Source organism: Citrobacter sp. RHBSTW-00599, assembly GCF_013784065.1.
In the GTDB taxonomy this organism is placed as follows: Bacteria; Pseudomonadota; Gammaproteobacteria; order Enterobacterales; family Enterobacteriaceae; genus Citrobacter; species Citrobacter braakii.
The window spans coordinates 4,272,483-4,293,666 of the sequence record NZ_CP056717.1 but is presented as its reverse complement, the minus strand read 5'-3'; the positions used below and the strand labels follow the sequence as shown (position 1 = coordinate 4,293,666).

Annotated in this window: 19 protein-coding genes; 11 read left to right on the top strand and 8 right to left on the bottom strand. The window is 53.4% G+C overall.

Annotated elements, in window-relative coordinates; genetic code table 11:
• Positions 1-9 precede the first annotated feature (9 nt).
• Both carB and caiF read left to right on the top strand, forming a co-directional pair.
• On the top strand, positions 10-3,237 hold the full coding sequence (gene carB, locus HV243_RS20915; RefSeq protein WP_047498316.1) for a carbamoyl-phosphate synthase large subunit: 3,228 nt from the start codon (positions 10-12) through the stop codon (positions 3,235-3,237).
• Between the two features lie 274 nt (positions 3,238-3,511).
• Complete coding sequence (gene caiF / locus HV243_RS20910) at positions 3,512-3,907, top strand: carnitine metabolism transcriptional regulator CaiF (protein ID WP_016151651.1); 396 nt, start codon at positions 3,512-3,514, stop codon at positions 3,905-3,907.
• Between the two features lie 42 nt (positions 3,908-3,949).
• On the opposite strand, the gene caiE is transcribed toward caiF, so the two are convergent.
• From caiE to caiT, 6 genes are all read right to left on the bottom strand, one after another.
• Positions 3,950-4,546: a carnitine operon protein CaiE gene (caiE, locus tag HV243_RS20905; RefSeq protein WP_053388873.1), complete on the bottom strand. Its 597-nt coding sequence runs from the start codon at positions 4,544-4,546 to the stop codon at positions 3,950-3,952.
• 60 nt (positions 4,547-4,606) lie between these two features.
• Positions 4,607-5,392: a crotonobetainyl-CoA hydratase gene (gene caiD, locus HV243_RS20900; RefSeq protein ID WP_000004376.1), complete on the bottom strand. Its 786-nt coding sequence runs from the start codon at positions 5,390-5,392 to the stop codon at positions 4,607-4,609.
• A 54-nt stretch (positions 5,393-5,446) separates the two neighbouring features.
• Positions 5,447-7,000, bottom strand: a complete 1,554-nt coding sequence (gene caiC, locus HV243_RS20895; protein WP_016151653.1) for a crotonobetaine/carnitine-CoA ligase — start codon at positions 6,998-7,000, stop codon at positions 5,447-5,449.
• 62 nt (positions 7,001-7,062) lie between these two features.
• Entirely contained in the window at positions 7,063-8,280 is a 1,218-nt protein-coding gene (gene caiB / locus HV243_RS20890) for an L-carnitine CoA-transferase (protein WP_019078349.1), read from the bottom strand.
• Between the two features lie 105 nt (positions 8,281-8,385).
• A complete protein-coding gene (caiA, locus tag HV243_RS20885) occupies positions 8,386-9,528 on the bottom strand; it encodes a crotonobetainyl-CoA dehydrogenase (RefSeq protein WP_003018898.1) in 1,143 nt (380 codons plus the stop codon).
• A 34-nt stretch (positions 9,529-9,562) separates the two neighbouring features.
• Entirely contained in the window at positions 9,563-11,080 is a 1,518-nt protein-coding gene (caiT, locus tag HV243_RS20880) for an L-carnitine/gamma-butyrobetaine antiporter (protein WP_019078351.1), read from the bottom strand.
• A 481-nt stretch (positions 11,081-11,561) separates the two neighbouring features.
• On the opposite strand from caiT, the gene HV243_RS20875 reads away from it, so the two are divergent.
• The 9 genes from HV243_RS20875 to folA all read left to right on the top strand — a co-directional run bounded on the left by HV243_RS20875 (position 11,562) and on the right by folA (position 19,853).
• Positions 11,562-12,332: an electron transfer flavoprotein FixA gene (locus tag HV243_RS20875; RefSeq protein ID WP_053388874.1), complete on the top strand. Its 771-nt coding sequence runs from the start codon at positions 11,562-11,564 to the stop codon at positions 12,330-12,332.
• Between the two features lie 15 nt (positions 12,333-12,347).
• Positions 12,348-13,289: an electron transfer flavoprotein subunit alpha/FixB family protein gene (locus tag HV243_RS20870; RefSeq protein WP_053388875.1), complete on the top strand. Its 942-nt coding sequence runs from the start codon at positions 12,348-12,350 to the stop codon at positions 13,287-13,289.
• Positions 13,290-13,338: 49 nt separating this feature from the next.
• Positions 13,339-14,625 (top strand): FAD-dependent oxidoreductase, encoded by a 1,287-nt coding sequence (locus HV243_RS20865; RefSeq protein ID WP_047358345.1) that lies wholly within the window; start codon positions 13,339-13,341, stop codon positions 14,623-14,625.
• The gene (gene fixX, locus HV243_RS20860) at positions 14,622-14,909 is read left to right on the top strand and encodes a ferredoxin-like protein FixX (protein ID WP_000203736.1); all 288 of its coding nucleotides are present in this window, start codon (positions 14,622-14,624) and stop codon (positions 14,907-14,909) included. Before HV243_RS20865 ends, fixX begins: the two co-directional genes overlap by 4 nt.
• Before the next feature lie 109 nt (positions 14,910-15,018).
• Positions 15,019-16,362 carry an MFS transporter gene (locus HV243_RS20855; RefSeq protein WP_016151659.1) on the top strand — a complete coding sequence of 448 codons (1,344 nt, stop codon included), beginning with the start codon at positions 15,019-15,021 and terminating at the stop codon, positions 16,360-16,362.
• Positions 16,363-16,452: 90 nt separating this feature from the next.
• The gene (locus HV243_RS20850) at positions 16,453-16,686 is read left to right on the top strand and encodes a YgdI/YgdR family lipoprotein (protein ID WP_003018880.1); all 234 of its coding nucleotides are present in this window, start codon (positions 16,453-16,455) and stop codon (positions 16,684-16,686) included.
• Positions 16,687-16,789: 103 nt separating this feature from the next.
• Entirely contained in the window at positions 16,790-17,320 is a 531-nt protein-coding gene (gene kefF, locus HV243_RS20845) for a glutathione-regulated potassium-efflux system oxidoreductase KefF (protein ID WP_016151660.1), read from the top strand.
• Entirely contained in the window at positions 17,313-19,175 is a 1,863-nt protein-coding gene (kefC, locus tag HV243_RS20840) for a glutathione-regulated potassium-efflux system protein KefC (RefSeq protein ID WP_016151661.1), read from the top strand. The genes kefF and kefC overlap by 8 nt, the downstream gene beginning before the upstream one ends.
• Before the next feature lie 198 nt (positions 19,176-19,373).
• Positions 19,374-19,853, top strand: a complete 480-nt coding sequence (folA, locus tag HV243_RS20835; protein WP_016151662.1) for a type 3 dihydrofolate reductase — start codon at positions 19,374-19,376, stop codon at positions 19,851-19,853.
• Between the two features lie 94 nt (positions 19,854-19,947).
• On the opposite strand, the gene apaH is transcribed toward folA, so the two are convergent.
• Both apaH and apaG read right to left on the bottom strand, forming a co-directional pair.
• Positions 19,948-20,796: a bis(5'-nucleosyl)-tetraphosphatase (symmetrical) ApaH gene (apaH, locus tag HV243_RS20830; protein ID WP_016151663.1), complete on the bottom strand. Its 849-nt coding sequence runs from the start codon at positions 20,794-20,796 to the stop codon at positions 19,948-19,950.
• A gap of 10 nt (positions 20,797-20,806) precedes the next feature.
• Positions 20,807-21,184, bottom strand: coding sequence for a Co2+/Mg2+ efflux protein ApaG (gene apaG, locus HV243_RS20825; RefSeq protein WP_003018867.1), 378 nt, complete (start codon positions 21,182-21,184; stop codon positions 20,807-20,809).

The window sequence follows — 21,184 nt, the reverse complement described above, 5'->3', positions numbered from 1 at the left end:
AAAAGAGCCATGCCAAAACGTACAGACATAAAAAGTATCCTGATTCTGGGCGCGGGTCCGATCGTTATCGGTCAGGCGTGTGAGTTTGACTATTCCGGCGCGCAGGCGTGTAAAGCCCTGCGTGAAGAGGGTTACCGCGTTATTCTGGTGAACTCCAACCCGGCGACCATCATGACCGACCCGGAAATGGCCGATGCCACCTACATCGAGCCGATTCACTGGGAAGTGGTACGCAAAATCATTGAGAAAGAGCGCCCGGATGCGGTGCTGCCAACCATGGGCGGTCAGACGGCGCTGAACTGTGCGCTGGAGCTGGAACGCCAGGGCGTACTGGCTGAGTTCGGCGTGACCATGATTGGCGCGACGGCGGATGCCATTGATAAAGCGGAAGACCGTCGTCGCTTCGACATCGCGATGAAAAAAATCGGTCTCGATACCGCACGTTCAGGCATCGCTCACACCATGGAAGAAGCGCTGGCGGTTGCCGCTGACGTTGGCTTCCCGTGCATTATCCGTCCGTCTTTCACCATGGGTGGCACCGGCGGCGGTATCGCCTACAACCGCGAAGAGTTTGAAGAAATTTGCGAACGTGGTCTGGATCTTTCCCCAACTAACGAACTGCTGATTGATGAATCGCTGATTGGCTGGAAAGAGTACGAGATGGAAGTGGTACGTGATAAAAACGACAACTGCATCATCGTCTGCTCCATCGAAAACTTCGACGCGATGGGCATCCATACCGGTGACTCCATCACCGTTGCGCCAGCCCAGACGCTGACCGACAAAGAATATCAAATCATGCGTAACGCCTCGATGGCGGTACTGCGTGAAATCGGCGTTGAAACCGGTGGTTCTAACGTCCAGTTTGCGGTAAACCCGAAAAACGGCCGTCTGATTGTTATCGAGATGAACCCGCGCGTCTCCCGCTCCTCGGCGCTGGCGTCCAAAGCAACCGGCTTCCCGATTGCTAAAGTCGCAGCCAAGCTGGCGGTAGGTTACACCCTCGACGAACTGATGAACGACATCACCGGCGGGCGGACTCCGGCTTCGTTTGAGCCGTCCATCGACTACGTTGTGACGAAAATTCCACGCTTCAACTTCGAGAAATTTGTTGGCGCTAACGACCGTCTGACCACCCAGATGAAATCTGTCGGTGAAGTGATGGCGATTGGCCGCACCCAGCAGGAGTCTCTGCAAAAAGCCCTGCGCGGTCTGGAAGTAGGCGCGACCGGCTTCGACCCGAAAGTAAGTCTGGATGACCCGGAAGCGCTGACCAAAATCCGCCGCGAGCTGAAAGACGCAGGCGCCGAGCGTATCTGGTACATCGCCGATGCTTTCCGTGCTGGCCTGTCCGTCGATGGCGTGTTCAACCTGACCAACATCGACCGCTGGTTCCTGGTGCAGATTGAAGAACTGGTGCGCCTGGAAGAAAAAGTCACAGACCTTGGCATCAACGGCCTCGACGCTGACTTCTTGCGCGTACTGAAGCGCAAAGGTTTCGCCGATGCGCGTCTGGCGAAACTGGCCGGCGTACGCGAAGCGGAAATCCGCAAGCTGCGTGACCAATATAACCTGCACCCGGTCTACAAGCGCGTGGATACCTGCGCGGCAGAATTTGCCACCGACACCGCTTACATGTACTCCACTTATGAAGACGAGTGCGAAGCGAATCCAACTCAGGATCGTGACAAGATTATGGTGCTGGGCGGTGGTCCAAACCGTATCGGTCAGGGCATTGAATTCGACTACTGCTGCGTACACGCCTCGCTGGCGCTGCGTGAAGACGGTTACGAGACCATCATGGTCAACTGTAACCCAGAAACCGTTTCTACCGACTACGATACCTCCGACCGTCTGTACTTCGAGCCGGTAACGCTGGAAGACGTGCTGGAAATCGTGCGCATCGAGAAGCCGAAAGGCGTTATCGTGCAGTACGGCGGCCAGACTCCGCTGAAGCTGGCGCGCGCGCTGGAAGCGGCAGGCGTGCCGGTTATCGGCACCAGCCCGGATGCTATTGACCGTGCGGAAGACCGTGAACGCTTCCAGCAGGCGGTTGACCGTCTGAAGCTGAAACAACCGGCTAACGCCACCGTGACCGCCATTGAAATGGCGGTTGAGAAGGCGAAAGAGATTGGCTACCCGCTGGTGGTGCGTCCGTCCTACGTTCTCGGCGGCCGCGCGATGGAAATCGTCTACGACGAAGCCGACCTGCGTCGCTACTTCCAGACCGCGGTCAGCGTTTCTAACGATGCGCCGGTACTGCTGGACCGTTTCCTTGATGACGCGGTGGAAGTGGACGTGGATGCCATCTGCGACGGCGAAATGGTGCTGATTGGCGGTATTATGGAGCACATCGAACAGGCGGGCGTGCACTCCGGTGACTCCGCATGTTCTCTGCCTGCGTATACCCTGAGCCAGGAAATTCAGGATGTGATGCGCCAGCAGGTGCAGAAACTGGCCTTCGAACTGCAGGTTCGCGGTCTGATGAACGTCCAGTTTGCGGTGAAGAATAACGAAGTTTACCTGATTGAAGTGAACCCGCGTGCGGCGCGTACCGTTCCGTTCGTCTCCAAGGCAACGGGCGTACCGCTGGCGAAAGTCGCGGCGCGCGTGATGGCCGGGAAAACGCTGGCACAGCAGGGCGTCACCAAAGAAGTTATCCCGCCGTACTACTCGGTAAAAGAAGTGGTGCTGCCGTTCAACAAGTTCCCGGGCGTTGATCCGCTGTTAGGGCCGGAAATGCGCTCTACTGGTGAGGTGATGGGCGTGGGCCGTACCTTCGCGGAAGCGTTCGCCAAGGCACAGCTCGGCAGCAGCTCCACCATGAAAAAACAGGGGCGTGCGCTGCTCTCCGTTCGCGAAGGCGATAAAGAGCGCGTGGTTGACCTGGCGGCGAAGCTGCTGAAGTTTGGTTTCGAGTTGGATGCGACGCACGGCACCGCGATTGTGCTGGGCGAAGCCGGTATCAATCCACGTCTGGTGAACAAGGTGCATGAAGGCCGTCCGCACATTCAGGACCGTATCAAGAATGGCGAGTACACTTACATCATCAACACTACCGAAGGCCGTCAGGCGATTGAAGACTCCAAGCTGATTCGCCGCAGCGCACTGCAGTACAAAGTGCATTATGACACCACCCTGAACGGTGGTTTCGCAACGGCGATGGCGCTGAATGCCGATGCTACCGAGAAGGTGACCTCGGTTCAGGAAATGCACGCGCAGATCAAAAAGTCATAAAAAAAAGGCCCGGTGATAATTGCGCTAACCGGGCCTGCAATATAATTGGGAAAGGGTTTCTGTAAAGAAACCCTTTTTTTATCTCTCATAAGGTCATTCCTGGCCAACCGCGCTTTCATAACCACATTTTCAATGTAATAAGCACGATGTTGCTCACACTAATCAACATTCAAGTCGCATACTATCCATTATATCCACAATTTTTAATATGGCTTAGTTTTTATTAATTTGGACAGGCCGTAGCCAGATTTTTAATTTGTGAAATGGTGTGCTTATGTGTGAAAAATATGTTGAAAGACCGCTTTATTTGTTAATTGCTGACTGGATGATGGCTGAAGATCGTTGGATCACAGCAAAGGAAATTTCCCGCCATTTTGATATTGAACACTGCAAAGCAATTAATACGCTCTCTTATATTCTGTCGGAAGTGGGAGAAATTGTTTGTGAAGTTAAGATGATCCCTAATCAAATTGCAGGCCGCGGCTGCCAGTGCCAGCGTTTGGTGAAAGTCATCAGTATTGATTCTCATCTCTACAGACGATTGAATCACAATTTGCAGGAAAAAAAGGTGAGTGTGGCGAAAACGCCGCGACTGCCAGCGGTTCCCCCAACAGAGCTTAACCGTGAGCAGAAATGGCAGATGATGCTCTCCAAGAGCATGCGTCGATAATGGTGATTTGCCGGATCGGCGTGAGCGCTTCTCCGGCATAAATTACCGTGCTGATTTTGGCTTTACGTCCGTCGTGCCTTTCAGTCGCGGCCGGTTTTTTTCGACCTGCGTTAATGGCAAGGTTTCGTGTAGTCCTGTTTGGCAGCGGATTGCAAGGTCCTGATACTCTTTGGTGTTCAGCCGTTTCCAGTGCAGCTCCTGGTCCGTGACTTCACGCAGTACGCGAACCGGTGAACCAACCAGCATCTGCCTTGCCTCTCCCTGAAATCCGGCTTTGACAAAGCTCATGGCGGCGACAATGCTCTCTTCGCCAATTACCGCACCGTCCATAATCACGCTGTTCATGCCAATCAGCGCATTTCTGCCCACCACGCAGCCGTGCAGGATTGCGCCATGGCCGATGTGTCCATTCTCATGCACGATAGTGTCGGTGTCGCAGTAGCCGTGCATGATGCAGCTATCCTGCAGGTTAGAACCGGCTTCCAGAATCAGGCGACCATAGTCACCGCGCAATGAGGCGTGTGGACCAATATAAACCCCGGCCCCCACAATGACATCGCCAATCAGCACAGCGCTGGGATGGACATAGGCATCCGGATGTACCACCGGAATCAGGCCCTCAAAGGCGTAATAGCTCATTGTCTTATCTCGGTTTTATTGCCGGATTGCGGCGTAAATACCTTATCCGGCATAGGCACATTAACGACCTTTCCATACCGGATCGCGTTTTTCCGCAAATGCCTGTGGTCCTTCGAGCGCATCTTCCGAGTGCAGCACCGATGGATAGTGCTTCAGCACACCGCTGCGGATGTACCGGTAGCCTTCTTCCACCGGCATTTCGCTGGTTGCACGGTAAATCTCTTTCAGCGCGGCGATAGCCAGCGGGGCGCTATTCACCAACTGCTGCGCCAGTTCGCGCGCGCTATCCATCAGTTCGCTCTGGCTGACAACGCGGTTGACGATGCCCCAGCGCAGTGCTTCTTCGGCGCTCATTCGTCTGCCGGTCATCACCATTTCGTTGACGATTGCTGGTGGCAGCAGTTTAGGTAGACGCAGTACGCCGCCGCTGTCAGGCACGATCCCGAGTTTTGCTTCCGGCAGCGCGAAGCTGGCATTTTCCGCACAGACGATAAAATCCGCCGCCAGCGCCAGTTCAAAACCGCCGCCAAACGCGTAGCCGTTTACCGCGGCGATGACCGGCTTATCGAGGTCGAAAATTTCGGTTAAACCGGCGAAGCCGCCTGGGCCAAAATCGGCATCTGGCGCTTCACCTTCGGCCGCCGCTTTTAAGTCCCAGCCCGCAGAAAAGAATTTCTCTCCGCCGCCGGTGATAATTGCTACGCGTAATTCCGGGTCATCACGAAAATTAAGAAAAGCTTCCCCCATTGCAAAGCTGGTTTTAGCGTCAATGGCATTGGCTTTAGGCCGGTCAAGGGTAATTTCCAGGATCGGGCCGTTACGGGTCAGATGTAATGATTCACTCATAGTTCATCTCCAGATAATTAGATTTCCCGGCCGGAGGAATTCCGACCGGAAGGGTTATTTCAGATTTTTTTTGATTATTTTTCCTGAACAATTGCGCGGCAGGTCGGTTCTTATCTCCATAAAAGAAGGAACCTTGAATTTCGCCATATTGTTTTCGCAGAAGCTGAAGAACTCAGCTTCGCTTAATGTTTCACCCTCATTAAGGACGACAAAAGCTTTAATGGCTTCATCGCGGATCGAGTCTTTAATACCGACAATCACAATGTCCTGAATTTTCGGATGCGCAGAAATAATATTTTCCAGCTCGACGCAGGAGACATTTTCCCCACCGCGTTTAATCATGTTGCAGCGTCTGTCGACGAAATAAAAAAAACCGTCCGCATCCTGGTAACCCGAATCACCGGTATGTAACCACCCTTCAGGTTCCAGCGCTTTGGCAGTAGCGTCGGGTTGCGCGTAGTACTCTTTGAAGATTGTTTTTCCCGGCACGCCTTTAATGCAGATTTCGCCAATTTCTCCGGCGGGCAGGGGACGGTTGTGATCGTCACGGATTTCGGCTTCATAGCTAAAACCTACGCGACCAATAGAAGGCCAGCGCCGTTTGTCTCCAGGGCGATCGCCAATAATGCCCACGATGGTTTCGGTCATACCGTAGGAGGTCAGCAGTCTGACGCCAAAGCGTTCGATAAAGGCATCTTTTTCCTGTTCGGATAAATTGAGATAGAACATCACTTCGCGCAGGTGATGCTGTCTGTCCGTTGGGGCTGCGGGTTGGACCATCAGCGTTCTGATCATCATCGGGATGCATTCGGTGACCGTCGCCTGATATCGACGCACCTGATCCCAGAACGCCCTGGCGCTGTACTTCTCCACCAGCACAAAGGTGCTGCCTGCGGAGAATGCGGCCATGGCAGCCGTACACTGACAGTCGATATGAAAAGCGGGCATCACCGTCATATAGACGTCATCATCGCGCAGAGCGATTTGCCAGGAGGTGTAGTAGCCCGCAAAGCGCAGGTTGTAGTGGGTAATCACCACCCCTTTAGGCCGCGAGGTGGTGCCTGAGGTAAACAGAATTTCCGCCGTATCGTCAGTGGATAACGCAGGCGTATAGCACAGATTAGTCGACTGGCGGGCTTGCAGTTGGGTAAAGTGGCTCACGCCGTCGTCAACCGGAAGCTGCTCGCCAATCAGACAGATATGATTTAGCGGAGTGGTATTTTCCAGCCGTATCTGGCGGTACATAGGATAAAACTCGGCACTGGTGACCAGCAGGCTCACCTGGCTGTTTTGCAGGATCCAGGCGCTCTCTTCGCCCAGCAAGCGGGCATTAATCGGCACCATAATGGCGCCAATTTTTGCCAGTCCAAACCAGCAAAAGATAAATTCCGGACAGTTATCCAGATGCAATGCGACCTTGTCGCCCTTGCGGATCCCTAAGGAATGGAAAAGGTTCGCCGTGCGGTTTATCTCTTCATTGAGCGAGGCATAGCTATACTGCCGAACGATTCCTTCGCAGGATTCGAAAATTAACGCCGTTTTATCTCCGTACACCCCGGCCAGGTCGTCCCACATCTGACGTAAGTTTTGTCCGCCAACGATATCCATAATGCTTTATCCACTGAAATCAGGCGTGAGCGCTAACCAACCAGCGGGTCAGCGCGTCGCGTTTATTCCTCAACTCTGGCCAGGCCTTTGCCGACCAGCTCATTTATGTCTGCTTCGCTATAACCAATGTTTTTCAGAATGGCGGCGGTATCCATGCCGTGTGACGGCATGCCACGCCAGATTTTCCCTGGGTTGTTTTTAAATTTCGGCATGATGTTCGGTCCTTTGCAGGTGCGGCCGTCCATCGTTTGCCACTGAGTAATGGATTCACGGGCAACGTACTGCGGGTTGCCTTCCAGTTCAGGAATGGTCAGTACCTTCGCGCAGGCGATATTCAGCTCAGCAAAGCGCGCCTGGACTTCGGCGATGGTGTGCGTTGCCAGCCAGGCGTCCAGTTTCTCTTCCACGAGCGGGCCGTAAGGGCATTCCACGCGATGGATAAGCTGGGTGCCTTCCGGGACTTCCGGTGTGCCAAGAATGTGGGCGAGGCCAATATCCTTGAAGCACTCGTTGATTTGCGTGATGCCGACCAGCTCCATGACGATATAGCCATCGGCGCATTTATAGAGACCGCAGCCAGCGTAATACGGGTCTTTGCCTTTGGTCATGCGTGGACAAATTTCGCCGCCGTTGAAGTAGTCCATCATGAAGTACTGACCCATGCGCAGCATCACTTCGTACATGGCGATATCAATGCTTTCACCCTTACCCGTTTCGCGTACTTTGTGCAGGGCTGCCAGCGCTGCTGTCGTTGCGGTCATCCCGGAGAAGTAATCGGCGGTGTACGGGAAGGCCGGCATCGGCTGATCAACATCACCGTTTTGGATCAGATAGCCGCTGAACGCCTGCGCGATGGTGTTATATGCCGGAAGATTGGTGTACTCCTCGGTACCAAACTGGCCGAAGCCGGAAAGGTGGGCGATAACCAGTTTTGGGTTATGTTCCCACAGCACGTCATCGGTAATGCCGCGGCGAGCAAAGGCCGGGCCTTTACTGGCTTCAATGAAAATATCGGTGGTTTCCATGAGCTTCAGAAACGCTTCCCGGCCTTCATCTTTGAAAATATTCAGCGACAGGGCGTGCAGGTTGCGGCGTGAGAGCTGTGGATAGTTAGGTTGCACGCGGATGGTATCGGCCCATGCGACGTTTTCAATCCAGATAACCTCAGCACCCCATTCGGCGAACATCTGTCCGGCGAACGGGCCGGCAATTTCGATCCCTGAAAAAACCACGCGTACCCCGGCAAGTGGGCCAAAGGTTGGCATTGGTAAATGATTCATAATTTTGCTCCTGGCATTTTTTGTAGGCCCGGTAGGCGCAGCGCCACCGGGCATGTTGCCGGATGGCGGCGTAAACGCCTTATCCGGCCTACGAATCGTGCTGAATTAGCGGTATTGCTTGAGTACCGCACGACCCAACGTCAGGATCTGCATTTCATCAGAGCCACCAGAAACACGGTCAACGCGCAGATCGCGCCAGAAACGCGTGATGCGATGGTTACCCGCGATACCTACACCGCCCAGCACCTGCATGGCGGTATCGACCACTTCAAACGCGGCGTTGGCGCAGAAGTATTTGCACATTGCCGCATCGCCCGAAGTAATGGTGCCGTTATCCGCTTTCCATGCCGCTTCAAGCAGCATGTTTTTCATGGAATTCAGTTTGATCGCCATATGCGCGAACTTCTCCTGAATCAGCTGGAAACGGCCGATCGTTTCGCCAAACTGCACGCGCTGATTGGCGTAGCGCGCGGCGTCTTCAAAAGCGCACATTGCCGTACCGTAGTTGGTCAGTGCGACAAGGAAGCGTTCATGATCGAACTCTTCTTTCACGCGGTTGAAACCATTACCTTCCCGACCGAACATGTCTTTCTCGTCCAGTTCAACGTCGTCAAAGGTGATTTCACAGCAGCTATCCATGCGCAGACCGAGTTTCTCCAGCTTGTTGACCTTGATACCCGCTTTGCTCATGTCAACGAACCACTCGGTGTAAACAGGTTTATCCGGCGATGCACCATCTCTCGCCATAACCACGATGTACGGGGTATAGGCGCTACTGGTGATAAAGCACTTACTGCCATTAAGATAAACCTTACCATTTTTACGTGTATAAGTGGTTTTCAGGCTGCCAACATCCGATCCCGCTCCCGGTTCGGTGATGGCAGAGTTCCACATCTGCTTACCGGTTCCCTGGAATGCCATGATTTTATCAATCTGCTCTTGGGTACCTTCACGCAGAAAAGTGTTAAAACCGCCCGGCAATTGGTACAACACGTAAGTTGGCGCACCAAGACGACCCAGCTCCATCCAGACGGCAGCGACGGTAACAAATCCTGCTTCCAGACCACCGTGTTCTTCCGGGATCAACAGACTATCAATGCCCATATCCGCCAGCGCTTTTACAAAACGCTCAGGGTAGACGCTGTCACGATCGCACTCGGCAAAATAAGCTTCCCAGTTCTCACTGGCCATCAGTTCACGAATACCGGCGACAAACAGTTCCTGCTCGTCATTTAAGTTGAAATCCATCTTTCAGCCTCTTGATCAATTGGGTTAATTAGAATTACTTGTCTTTCCAGTGCACTTTGGCGTCTTTAATAAAGGACAGCGTCACCATGATGTTGACGAAGAACAGCGGGCATCCTCCGGCGATAATCGCGGTCTGAATCGGCTTCAGCCCACCCAGCGCCAGCAGAACGATACCGATGATGCCGACCAGAACGGACCAGCCGATACGCACTAACAGCGGCGGTTCTTCACCATCGCGGACTTCACGACAGGTGGACATCGCCAGGGTGTAAGAGCAGGCGTTAATCAGCGTCACGGTGGCAATAAAGCAGAGGATGAAGAAGCCCCACATGGTGGCGGTGCTGAGCGGTAAAGCAGCCCAGGTTTCGATAATGGCGCGCGCCACGCCGTGTTGTTCAATCAGCTGCGGGATGTTGAGAATGTTTTTATCCATCAGCAGCAGCGTGTTGCTGCCAAGGACTGTCCACAGGATCCAGGTCGACGCGGTCAGGCCCAGCACCATCCCGAAGCACAGTTCACGGACGGTACGACCACGAGAAATACGGGCCAGGAAGATACTCATCTGGATGGCGTAAATGACCCACCACGCCCAGTAGAAGACGGTCCAGCCCTGTGGGAAGCCGCCTTTACCGATGGCATCGGTATAGAACAGCATGCGCGGCAGATACATCAACAGCATGCCGACGGAGTCGGTGAAGTAGTTCATGATGAAGCTGGCGCCGCTGACGATAAACACCCAGCCCAGCATCAGGAAGCTCAGATAGCTACGCACGTCGCTGGCGATCTTGACCCCTTTTTGCAGGCCGCAGGCCACGCAAATGGCGTTCAATATGATCCAGCAGGTAATGATGATTGCGTCGAGTTGCAGCGTATGCGGAATACCGAACAGATACTGCATGCACTCGGTTACCAGCGGAGTGGCCAGACCGAGGCTGGTACCCATCGCGAAGATCAGCGCCACCAGATAGAAGTTATCGACGATGGTGCCGAACAGCCCTTTTGCATGCTTCTCGCCCACTAACGGTACCAGCGTGGAGCTGGGACGGATGACGTCCATCTTGCGCACAAAGAAGAAGTAGGCGAAAGCCACGGAAAGGAAACTGTAGGTTGCCCACGGCAACGGTCCCCAGTGGAACAGGCTGTACGCCAGGCCCAGCTCTTTCGCGCCCGTGGAGTTAGGTGCGAGAGCAAACGGCGGGGTGGAGATGTAGTAGTAGATCTCGATGGAACCCCAGAACAGCACCGCGGCGGATGTACAGGAAGCGAACATCATAAAAATCCAGCTGGCGGTACTAAACTCTGGTTTTTCGTCGCCTAATTTCTTTTTGGCATACGGGCCAAAGACCAACCAGAACCAGCCGAAGAGCATGACGACCATATACCATTCAAATGCCCAGCCCCAGACATTGGTGACATAACTGAATACCGCATTAATAACGACGTTAGCGGCATCGAGATCTCTTACAGTTAGCCAACAAAGTATCCCAACTATTATTAATGGCGGAAAAAAAACCTTCGGTTCAATTCCCGATTTTCTCTTTTCATTTTTCATAAGTGAATTCCAGTGTGAAAACGAAACTTATATAGCGTGCCCGTGCATGATCGTTTGTTTATTTATTATTAATGATTTGTTGATAACTTTTTAACCTCTGGGAGCGCCTCAGTGAGTAACCCATAATGAGTATTCATATCGGGTGGTTCTGTTATCTTCGTCACACTTTTTTATGCTGAGTGATTCGCTTAAAAATTTGATATTTTTTGTTTTTAATCAATTATTTGAATGTGGTTTTTTAACTTTTTTAAGTGGCTGGCGTTCAATATTGTTGAACCCGCAGACAATATTGAAAATTTTCATATTTGACGTGATTCTTTCAATATTGGTGAGGTGCATAACACTATTGAAAGTTACGAATTTCAATGTGTGACATTTTCAATATTGGTGATTAAGGTTTTATTTCCGAATTAAAGAGCGTGATATCTGTATTTAACACTGCCGATATAAATACGTTTCCTTCATGATTTCTGGAGATGCAATGAAGATAATTACTTGCTACAAATGCGTACCTGATGAACAGGATATTGCGATTAATAATGCTGATGGCTCACTCGATTTCAGCAAAGCGGATGGCAAAATAAGCCAGTATGATCTGAATGCGATCGAAGCGGCTTGTCAGTTGAAACAACAGTCAGGAGAGGCCCTGGTTGTGGCCATGAGCGTCGGCGGCAAAGCGCTGACCAATGCAAAAGGGCGAAAAGATGTGCTTTCCCGTGGCCCAGATGAACTGATTGTTGTTATTGACGATCAATTTGAGCAGGCGCTGCCGCAACAAACTGCCAGCGCGCTGGCTGCTGCCGCGCAAAAAGCAGGTTTTGATCTGCTTATTTGCGGTGACGGTTCTTCCGATCTTTATGCTCAGCAGGTTGGTCTGCTGGTGGGCGAAGCGCTGAACATTCCGGCGATTAACGGCGTGAGTAAAATCCTCTCTCTTACCGACAGCACTCTGACGGTAGAGCGTGAACTGGAAGATGAAGTCGAAACTCTGAGCATTCCGCTTCCGGCGGTGATCGCGGTCTCAACGGACATCAACACCCCACAAATCCCTTCCATGAAAGCCATTCTTGGCGCGGCGAAAAAACCGGTTCAGGTCTGGTCGCCGGCAGACATTGGCCTGAACAGCGCGCAGGCATATTCCGAACAACACGTTGCTGCACCGAAGCAGCGCGAGCGTCAGCGCGTTGTAATTGAAGGTGACGGTGAAGAACAGATTGCCGCGTTTGTCGAGAATCTTCGCAAAATCATTTAATTATCAGGGGATGTTATGAACAAATTTTCCAGTATCTGGGTATTCAGCGATACCCCTTCTCGTCTGCCGGAACTGATGAATGGTGCGCAGGCTTTAGGTGAAAAAGTTAACACGTTTGTGCTGAGTGAAGCGGACTGCGCGACGGCATGCCATTTAGGCGCAGATGATGTCTGGTTACTCAGCGGTAAACCAGAAGACCGTATGGTCGAAGACTACGCTGATGTGATGGCCGAAACGATTCGTCAGCACAGCGAGGGCGGGGCGGTGCTGCTGCCAAATACGCGTCGCGGCAAGCTGTTAGCGGCAAAACTGGGTTTTCGCTTGTCGGCAGCGGTCTCCAACGACGCCAGTGCAGTCGCCGTGCAGGACGGAAAAGCGGCGGTAAAACATATGGTCTACGGCGGCCTGGCGATGGGGGCAGAAACAATCGCTTCACCGTTCGCCGTGATAACGCTCAGCAGTGGAACGTTTGACGCGCAGCAACCGGATACCGCCCGCAGCGGCGAGGTGCACACCGTGTCATGGCAGGCTCCGGCTATAGCCGTTACTCGTACGGCAACTCAGGCACGTCAGAGCAACAGCGTCGACCTCGACAAAGCCCGTCTGGTGGTTAGCGTGGGACGCGGGATCGGCAGCAAAGAAAATATCTCGCTGGCGGAGGCGCTGTGCCAGACGATTGGTGCCGAGCTGGCTTGCTCCCGTCCGGTGGCGGAAAACGAGAAGTGGATGGAGCACGAACGCTACGTCGGCATCTCCAACCTGATGCTCAAGCCTGAACTGTATCTGGCCGTGGGGATCTCCGGGCAGATCCAACATATGGTCGGCGCCAACGGCGCGCAGACGATTTTCGCCATCAACAAAGATAAAAATGCGCCGATTTTCCAGTATGCGGATTTTGGCATCGTTGGCGATGCGCTGAAGATCCTGCCTGCGCTGACGGCTGCTTTAGCGCGTTAAACCATTTCGGGCAGGATGCGAAGGTGTCCTGCCGCTGACAGGAGTACGTATGTCCGAAGATATCTTTGATGCCATCATCGTGGGTGCAGGTCTGGCGGGTTCGGTTGCGGCGCTGGTGCTGGCTCGGGAGGGCGCACAGGTGCTGGTTATCGAGCGCGGCAATTCTGCTGGCGCGAAGAATGTCACCGGTGGGCGCATGTATGCGCATAGCCTGGAGAATATCATTCCCGGTTTTGCTGAGCAGGCCCCCATTGAACGCATCATCACCCACGAAAAACTCGCCTTTATGACCGACAAAGGGGCGATGACCATCGACTATTGCAACGGCGAAGACGCCAAATCGTCGCAGGTTTCTTACTCTGTCTTACGCAGTAAATTTGACGCCTGGCTGATGGAACAGGCCGAAGAGGCGGGCGCTCAGCTCATCACCGGTATCCGCGTGGATAACGTTGTGCAGCGCGAGGGCAAAGTCGTGGGCGTGGAAGCCGATGGCGATATTCTGGAAGCCAAAGTGGTGATCCTTGCCGACGGAGTGAATTCTCTGTTGGCTGAAAAGTTGGGTATGGCAAAGCGCGTCGAGGCATCGCATGTTGCCGTCGGCGTAAAAGAGCTGATCGAGTTGCCGAAATCGGTAATTGAAGATCGTTTCCAGTTACAAGGGAACGAAGGGGCTGCCTGTCTGTTTGCCGGATCGCCCACCGATGGGTTGATGGGCGGTGGCTTTCTCTATACGAATGAAACGACCCTTTCTCTGGGGCTGGTCTGCGGCCTTCATCATCTGAAAGATGCGAAAAAATCGGTTCCGCAAATGCTGGAAGATTTCAAACAGCATCCGGCGGTTGCCCCGCTGATCGCCGGTGGCAAGCTGGTGGAATATGCCGCGCACGTCGTACCGGAAGCCGGTATCAACATGCAGCCAGAACTGGTGGGGGACGGCGTATTGATTGCTGGTGACGCTGCCGGAATGTGTATGAACCTCGGCTTTACCATTCGCGGTATGGATCTCGCCATATCCGCAGGTGAAGCGGCGGCGAAAACGGTGCTTTCCGCAATGAAGCGCGACGATTTTAGCAAGCAGTCGCTGGGGGAATACCGTCAGCATCTGGACGAAGGCCCGATGCGCGATATGCGCATGTATCAGAAGCTACCCGCTTTTCTTGATAACCCACGCATGTTTACCGCTTATCCGGAAATGGCGGTCAGCATTGCGCGCGACCTGTTCACCGTGGATGGTTCGGCACCGGTGCCAATGCGTAAAAAAATCCTGCGCCATGCGAAGAAAGTGGGCTTCATCAACCTGATGAAAGATGGCCTGAAAGGAGTGACCGTATTATGACATCTCCCGTCAACGTGGACGTCAAACTGGGCGTCAATAAGTTCAATGTGGATGAAGACAGTCCGCATATCATTCTCAAAACCGATCCTGATAAACAGGCGCTGGAGGTGCTGATTAAGGCCTGTCCGGCTGGCCTGTATAAAAAGCAGGATGACGGTAGCGTACGTTTTGATTATGCCGGATGCCTGGAATGCGGAACGTGCCGCATTCTAGGACTGGATACAGCGCTGGAAAAATGGGAATACCCGCGTGGGACGTTTGGCGTGGAGTTCCGCTACGGCTAAACCTGGTGCCGGATGGCGGCTTCGCCTTATCCGGCCTACAGGAACAATGCGTAGGCCTGATAAGCGTAACGTCATCAGGCATTAAGTTAAAATAAAACAGGACATAACCATGCAGCAGCCCAGGAACTTTGATGACATCAAATTCACCTCTATTCACCGCCGGATAATGCTGTGGGGAAGCGGTGGGCCGTTTCTGGATGGTTATGTGCTGGTGATGATTGGCGTGGCACTGGAACAGCTCACGCCAGCATTGAAACTGGATGCGCAGTGGATTGGTCTGCTGGGCGCCGGTACGCTCGCGGGTCTGTTTGTGGGGACGTCGCTGTTTGGCTACATTTCCGACAAGGTCGGGCGGCGCAAAATGTTCATTATCGATATTATCGCCATTGGCGTGATATCGGCGGCAACCATGTTTGTCTCCTCGCCCGTTGAGTTGTTGGTAATGCGCGTGCTGATCGGCATTGTGATTGGTGCCGACTACCCGATCGCCACCTCGATGATCACCGAGTTTTCCAATACCCGCCAGCGCGCTTTCTCCATCGGTTTTATCGCCGCTATGTGGTATGTCGGCGCCACCTGTGCCGATCTGGTCGGCTACTGGTTGTATGATGTTGAGGGCGGATGGCGCTGGATGTTGGGCAGCGCGGTGATCCCCTGCATTTTGATCCTGATTGGGCGTTTCGATCTTCCTGAATCGCCGCGCTGGCTGCTGCGTAAAGGTCGGGTGAAAGAGTGTGAGGAGATGATGATCAAACTGTTCGGTGAACCGGTGGTGTTCGACGAAGAAGCGCCGCAGGAGACGCGCTTTCTTCAGCTATTTAATCGCCGTCATTTCCCGTTTGTGCTGTTTGTCGCCGCTATCTGGACTTGTCAGGTGATCCCGATGTTTGCCATTTATACCTTTGGTCCGCAGATTGTGGGGCTGCTGGGGCTTGGTGCCGGGAAAAGCGCCGCGTTGGGAAATGTGGTAATCAGCTTGTGCTTTATGTTGGGATGCATTCCTCCCATGTTCTGGCTTAATAGCGCGGGCCGACGACCGCTGTTAATTGGCAGCTTCATTATGATGACGCTGGCGCTGGCCGTGCTGGGGTTAATCCCTGATATGGGCGCGTGGCTGGTGGTGCTGGCGTTTGCCGTATACGCATTTTTCTCTGGGGGACCAGGAAACCTGCAATGGCTATACCCTAACGAACTGTTTCCCACCGATATTCGTGCGTCTGCCGTCGGGGTGATTATGTCCTTAAGCCGTATCGGCACCATTGTTTCAACCTGGGCGCTGCCAGTGTTCATCACCAAATACGGGATCAGTAATGTCATGTTGATGGGGGCGGGAATTTCGCTGATCGGCCTGCTCGTGTCCATCGCTTTCGCCCCGGAAACGCGAGGCCTGACGCTGGCGCAAACTAGCCAAATGACGATCCGCAGTAAACCCGTGACCAGGACGGGTTATTAGGAGTGTTCTGTATTTTCCCTGCAACTCAGTCAGTTAGCCTACAGTTAACGGGTATATCACTGAAAACGACTGAAAAGCAGGGAGAACACCATGCAAAAACATATTCTGATCACCTCTATTTTTACCGCAGCAGCACTGTTCACCGTAGCCGGTTGCTCCTCGAACCAGGCGGTTAAAACTACCGATGGCAAAACAATCGTGACCGACGGCAAACCGCAAGTCGATGATGATACAGGCCTGGTGTCGTACAAAAATGCGCAAACGGGTAAGACGGAACAAATTAACCGCGATCAGGTTAAAGATATGAGCGAACTGGATAACTAGTTCAGTTTTCTCCATTCAACCACTCAATAATATTGACTGTTAGCCTGCGGATTAACTGACTAAACTCACTGTTATTACAATAATGCAGTGAAACAGGCTAATCATGATCCTCATCATTTATGCGCATCCCTATCCGCAGCACTCGCATGCGAATAAGCGGATGCTTGAACAGGCAAGGATGCTGGAGGGCGTGGAGATCCGCTCGCTCTACCAGCTCTACCCCGACTTCAATATCGATATTGCCGCTGAACAGGATGCGCTGGCGCGCGCTGATTTGATTATCTGGCAGCATCCTATGCAATGGTATAGCACACCTCCCTTACTCAAGCTGTGGATGGATAAGGTCCTTTCGCACGGTTGGGCATATGGCCACGGCGGGACAGCGCTCCACGGTAAACATCTGCTGTGGGCAGTGACGACCGGCGGCGGCGAAAACCACTTTGATATTGGCTCCCATCCCGGATTTGATGTGCTTTCCCAGCCCTTACAGGCAACGGCGCTCTACTGTGGCCTCAAATGGCTGCCGCCGTTTGCGATGCACTGTACGTTTATCTGTGATGATGAAACTCTGCAGGCGCAGGCGCGTCATTACAAACAGCGTCTGTTGGAGTGGCAGGAGGTTCATCATGGATAACCATACGCTAATACAGGCGCTGATTTATCTCGGATCGGCGGCGCTGATTGTCCCCATTGCCGTGCGACTGGGGCTAGGATCAGTGCTGGGGTATCTCATCGCAGGGTGCATTATTGGACCATGGGGTCTGAGGATGGTGACCGACGCTGAATCAATCCTGCATTTTGCCGAGATCGGCGTGGTGCTGATGCTGTTTGTCATCGGTCTGGAGCTGGATCCGCAACGTTTGTGGAAACTGCGGGCCTCGGTGTTCGGTGGTGGTGCGCTGCAGATGGTGGTATGCGGCGGTCTGATTGGTTTGTTCTGTATGTTCCTCGGCCTGCGCTGGCAGGTAGCGGAACTGATCGGCATGACGCTGGCGCTTTCCTCCACGGCTATTGCTATGCAGGCGATGAATGAACGTAACCTGATGGTTTCGCAAATGGGACGCAGCGCGTTTGCCGTGCTGCTGTTCCAGGATATCGCCGCTATTCCTCTGGTGGCGATGATCCCATTACTTGCGGCGAGTGGCGCATCGACAACGCTTGGGGCGTTTGCGCTCTCCGCCCTTAAAGTGGCGAGCGCCCTGGTGCTGGTGGTGTTGCTGGGGCGTTATGTGACGCGTCCGGCCTTGCGTTTTGTCGCTCGCTCTGGCCTACGGGAAGTATTCAGTGCCGTTGCGCTGTTCCTCGTTTTTGGCTTCGGTCTGTTGTTGGAAGAGGTTGGACTGTCGATGGCGATGGGGGCGTTCCTGGCTGGCGTGCTGCTGGCAAGCTCTGAGTATCGTCACGCGCTGGAAAGCGATATCGAGCCATTTAAAGGGCTGCTGCTGGGACTGTTTTTCATCGGCGTCGGGATGTCTATCGACTTTGGTACGCTGATTGATAATCCCTTGCGCATTATCATTCTGTTGGTCGGTTTCCTGGTTATCAAAACCGTCATGCTGTGGCTGATAGCGAAACCCTTACAGGTGCCGAACAAGCAGCGCAGATGGTTTGCCGTGTTATTAGGGCAGGGCAGTGAGTTTGCCTTCGTGGTGTTTGGCGCGGCGCAAATGGCAAACGTGCTTGATCCTGATTGGGCGAAATCTCTGACGCTGGCGGTGGCGCTGTCGATGGCGGCGACGCCGATTTTACTGGTAATTCTGACGCGTCTGGAAAAATCGGCGACCGGTGAAGAGCGGGAAGCAGATGAAATCGACGAGGAACAACCTCGGGTGATCATCGCCGGGTTTGGGCGATTTGGTCAGATAACCGGTCGTCTGTTGTTGTCGAGCGGGGTCAAAATGGTGGTTCTTGATCATGACCCGGACCATATCGAAACGCTGCGTAAATTCGGCATGAAGGTTTTCTATGGCGATGCGACGCGGATGGATCTGCTGGAGTCTGCCGGGGCGGCTAAAGCTGAAGTTATTATTAACGCCATTGACGATCCGCAAACCAGCCTGCAACTGACCGAAATGGTGAAACAGTATTTCCCGCATCTGCAAATTATTGCCCGTGCGCGCGATGTGGATCATTACATCCGCCTGCGCCAGGCTGGCGTGGAGATGCCGGAACGTGAAACCTTTGAGGGCGCGCTGAAGACCGGACGTCTGGCACTGGAAGGTCTTGGGCTTGGACGCTATGAAGCGCGTGAGCGGGCCGATGTATTCCGCCGCTTCAACACGCTGATGGTTGAGGAGATGGTGAAAGGGGAAAATGACGCAACGTCCCGCGCGGCGGTATATAAACGCACCAGCGAAATGCTGAGCGAAATTATTGCGGAAGATCGTCAGCACTTATCATTAATTCAACGCCATGGCTGGCAAGGCACGGATGAAGGTAAGCATACGGGCGACGTCGCCGATGAGCCGGAAGTGAAACCGTCAGCATAGGGTAAAAAATGTGATGTTCTGCAAACTTTACTGCTAATTGGCTGTTTTTGAACTACTGTAATGCTGGCGTACCACCTTAAATAGGTCGGTTCGCCAGCAGAACGGAAAATTTTCATGCTCATCCTCTTTCCGCCAGTCGACGAAAGATTGCGCTTTCCGTATAGTGGCGACAATTTTTTTGTATCCGGGAAACATTCAATGATCAGTCTGATTGCGGCGTTAGCGGTAGATCGCGTCATCGGTATGGAAAATGCCATGCCATGGAACCTACCTGCCGATCTCGCCTGGTTTAAACGTAATACCTTAAACAAGCCGGTTGTCATGGGACGCCACACGTGGGAATCCATCGGGCGACCGTTGCCAGGGCGTAAAAATATTGTCATCAGCAGCAAGCCTGGCACCGACGATCGCGTGCAGTGGGTGAAGTCTGTTGAGGAAGCGATCGCGGCCTGTGGCGATGAACCTGAAATTATGGTTATTGGCGGTGGGCGTGTGTATGAGCAGTTCCTGCCGAAAGCGCAGAAACTGTATCTGACACACATTGATGCGGAAGTTGAAGGGGATACGCATTTCCCGGACTACGAACCGGATGACTGGGAATCAGTGTTCAGTGAATTCCACGATGCTGACGCGCAAAACTCCCACAGCTACTGCTTCGAGATTTTGGAACGTCGTTAATGTGGATGCCTGATGGCGTTGCGCTAATCAGGCTTACAGATTGCACATTCGTCTGCCGGATCAGGTGTAAGCACCGCCATCCGGCAGACGACTATCAGGCGTTGACGGCCTCGCCGGGATCCAGATTCAGATGGCGATTTGATGGCTGTACAAAGTACTGTTTGTCTTCCCAGCGCAGACAGGTGAGATCCCCGCCCCAGCAACACCCCGTATCTAACGCGTAAATACCTTCTGGCGTGCCTTTGCCCTCCAGCGATGCCCAGTGCCCGAATGCAATGCTATAGGCTTCACTGACCGGTCCAGGAATGGCAAACCACGGCTTCAGCGGGGCAGGCGCATCTTCTGGCGACTCTTTGCTGTACATATCCAACTGACCGTTGGGGAAGCAGTAACGCATGCGGGTAAACGCGTTGGTAATAAAACGCAGGCGCGCCAGCCCCGTCAGTTCCGGGGTCCAGTTATTTGGCATGTCGCCGTACATGGCATCAAGGAAGAATGGATAAGAGTCGCTCGACAGCACGGCTTCAACATCGCGAGCACAGTCCTTCGCCGTCTGCAGATCCCACTGTGGGGTAATCCCTGCATGCGCCATGACCAGTTTCTTCTCTTCATCAACCTGCAACAGCGGCTGGCGACGTAGCCAGTTAAGCAGCGTGTCAGCATCCGGTGCCTCAAGCAGCGGCGTGAGCCGGTCTTTTGGTTTATTACGGCTGATGCCAGCAAACACGGCCAGCAGGTGTAAATCGTGATTACCGAGGACTAACCGCACGCTGTCGCCCAGCGATTTAACGTAGCGCAAAACGTCTAACGACCCTGGCCCACGCGCGACCAGATCGCCGGTGAGCCATAAGGTGTCTTGTTCTGGATTAAAGTCAACCTGGTGCAGCAAGGCTACCAGTTCATCGTAACAACCGTGAACGTCGCCAATGAGGTATGTTGCCATAGCTATTGTTTTAATGAATGAGTGTAGGAACGGCGAGTCGGAACACGGGAATGTCGATGGTAAAGGCGATCCCTTGCTCATCGATCATTTCGTAATGACCCTGCATGGTACCCAGCGGTGTTTCAATCACCGCACCGCTGGTGTACTGGTACTCTTCGCCAGGTTCGATGTGGGGCTGAACGCCAACCACGCCTTCGCCCTGAACTTCGGTTTCACGGCCATGACCATTGGTGATCAACCAATAACGCCCCAACAGCTGCACAGGCGCTCGCCCCAAATTGCGGATAGTCACGGTATAAGCAAAAACGTAACGTTCATCATCAGGTGAGGATTGCGCCTCAATGTAGACGCTTTGTACCTGAATGCACACTCGGGGCGAATTGATCAT

What these genes read in the sequence shown, in the direction of transcription:
- HV243_RS20850 (WP_003018880.1), top strand. Translation starts at nt 16,453, where the DNA reads ATGCAAAAACATATTCTGATCACCTCTATTTTTACCGCAGCAGCACTG.
- HV243_RS20870 (WP_053388875.1), top strand. Translation starts at nt 12,348, where the DNA reads ATGAACAAATTTTCCAGTATCTGGGTATTCAGCGATACCCCTTCTCGT.
- HV243_RS20865 (WP_047358345.1), top strand. Translation starts at nt 13,339, where the DNA reads ATGTCCGAAGATATCTTTGATGCCATCATCGTGGGTGCAGGTCTGGCG.
- HV243_RS20855 (WP_016151659.1), top strand. Translation starts at nt 15,019, where the DNA reads ATGCAGCAGCCCAGGAACTTTGATGACATCAAATTCACCTCTATTCAC.
- caiB (WP_019078349.1), bottom strand. Translation starts at nt 8,280, where the DNA reads ATGAATCATTTACCAATGCCAACCTTTGGCCCACTTGCCGGGGTACGC.
- apaH (WP_016151663.1), bottom strand. Translation starts at nt 20,796, where the DNA reads ATGGCAACATACCTCATTGGCGACGTTCACGGTTGTTACGATGAACTG.
- caiD (WP_000004376.1), bottom strand. Translation starts at nt 5,392, where the DNA reads ATGAGTGAATCATTACATCTGACCCGTAACGGCCCGATCCTGGAAATT.
- fixX (WP_000203736.1), top strand. Translation starts at nt 14,622, where the DNA reads ATGACATCTCCCGTCAACGTGGACGTCAAACTGGGCGTCAATAAGTTC.
- caiA (WP_003018898.1), bottom strand. Translation starts at nt 9,528, where the DNA reads ATGGATTTCAACTTAAATGACGAGCAGGAACTGTTTGTCGCCGGTATT.
- caiT (WP_019078351.1), bottom strand. Translation starts at nt 11,080, where the DNA reads ATGAAAAATGAAAAGAGAAAATCGGGAATTGAACCGAAGGTTTTTTTT.
- carB (WP_047498316.1), top strand. Translation starts at nt 10, where the DNA reads ATGCCAAAACGTACAGACATAAAAAGTATCCTGATTCTGGGCGCGGGT.
- kefC (WP_016151661.1), top strand. Translation starts at nt 17,313, where the DNA reads ATGGATAACCATACGCTAATACAGGCGCTGATTTATCTCGGATCGGCG.
- caiF (WP_016151651.1), top strand. Translation starts at nt 3,512, where the DNA reads ATGTGTGAAAAATATGTTGAAAGACCGCTTTATTTGTTAATTGCTGAC.
- caiC (WP_016151653.1), bottom strand. Translation starts at nt 7,000, where the DNA reads ATGGATATCGTTGGCGGACAAAACTTACGTCAGATGTGGGACGACCTG.
- HV243_RS20875 (WP_053388874.1), top strand. Translation starts at nt 11,562, where the DNA reads ATGAAGATAATTACTTGCTACAAATGCGTACCTGATGAACAGGATATT.
- kefF (WP_016151660.1), top strand. Translation starts at nt 16,790, where the DNA reads ATGATCCTCATCATTTATGCGCATCCCTATCCGCAGCACTCGCATGCG.
- apaG (WP_003018867.1), bottom strand. Translation starts at nt 21,184, where the DNA reads ATGATCAATTCGCCCCGAGTGTGCATTCAGGTACAAAGCGTCTACATT.
- folA (WP_016151662.1), top strand. Translation starts at nt 19,374, where the DNA reads ATGATCAGTCTGATTGCGGCGTTAGCGGTAGATCGCGTCATCGGTATG.
- caiE (WP_053388873.1), bottom strand. Translation starts at nt 4,546, where the DNA reads ATGAGCTATTACGCCTTTGAGGGCCTGATTCCGGTGGTACATCCGGAT.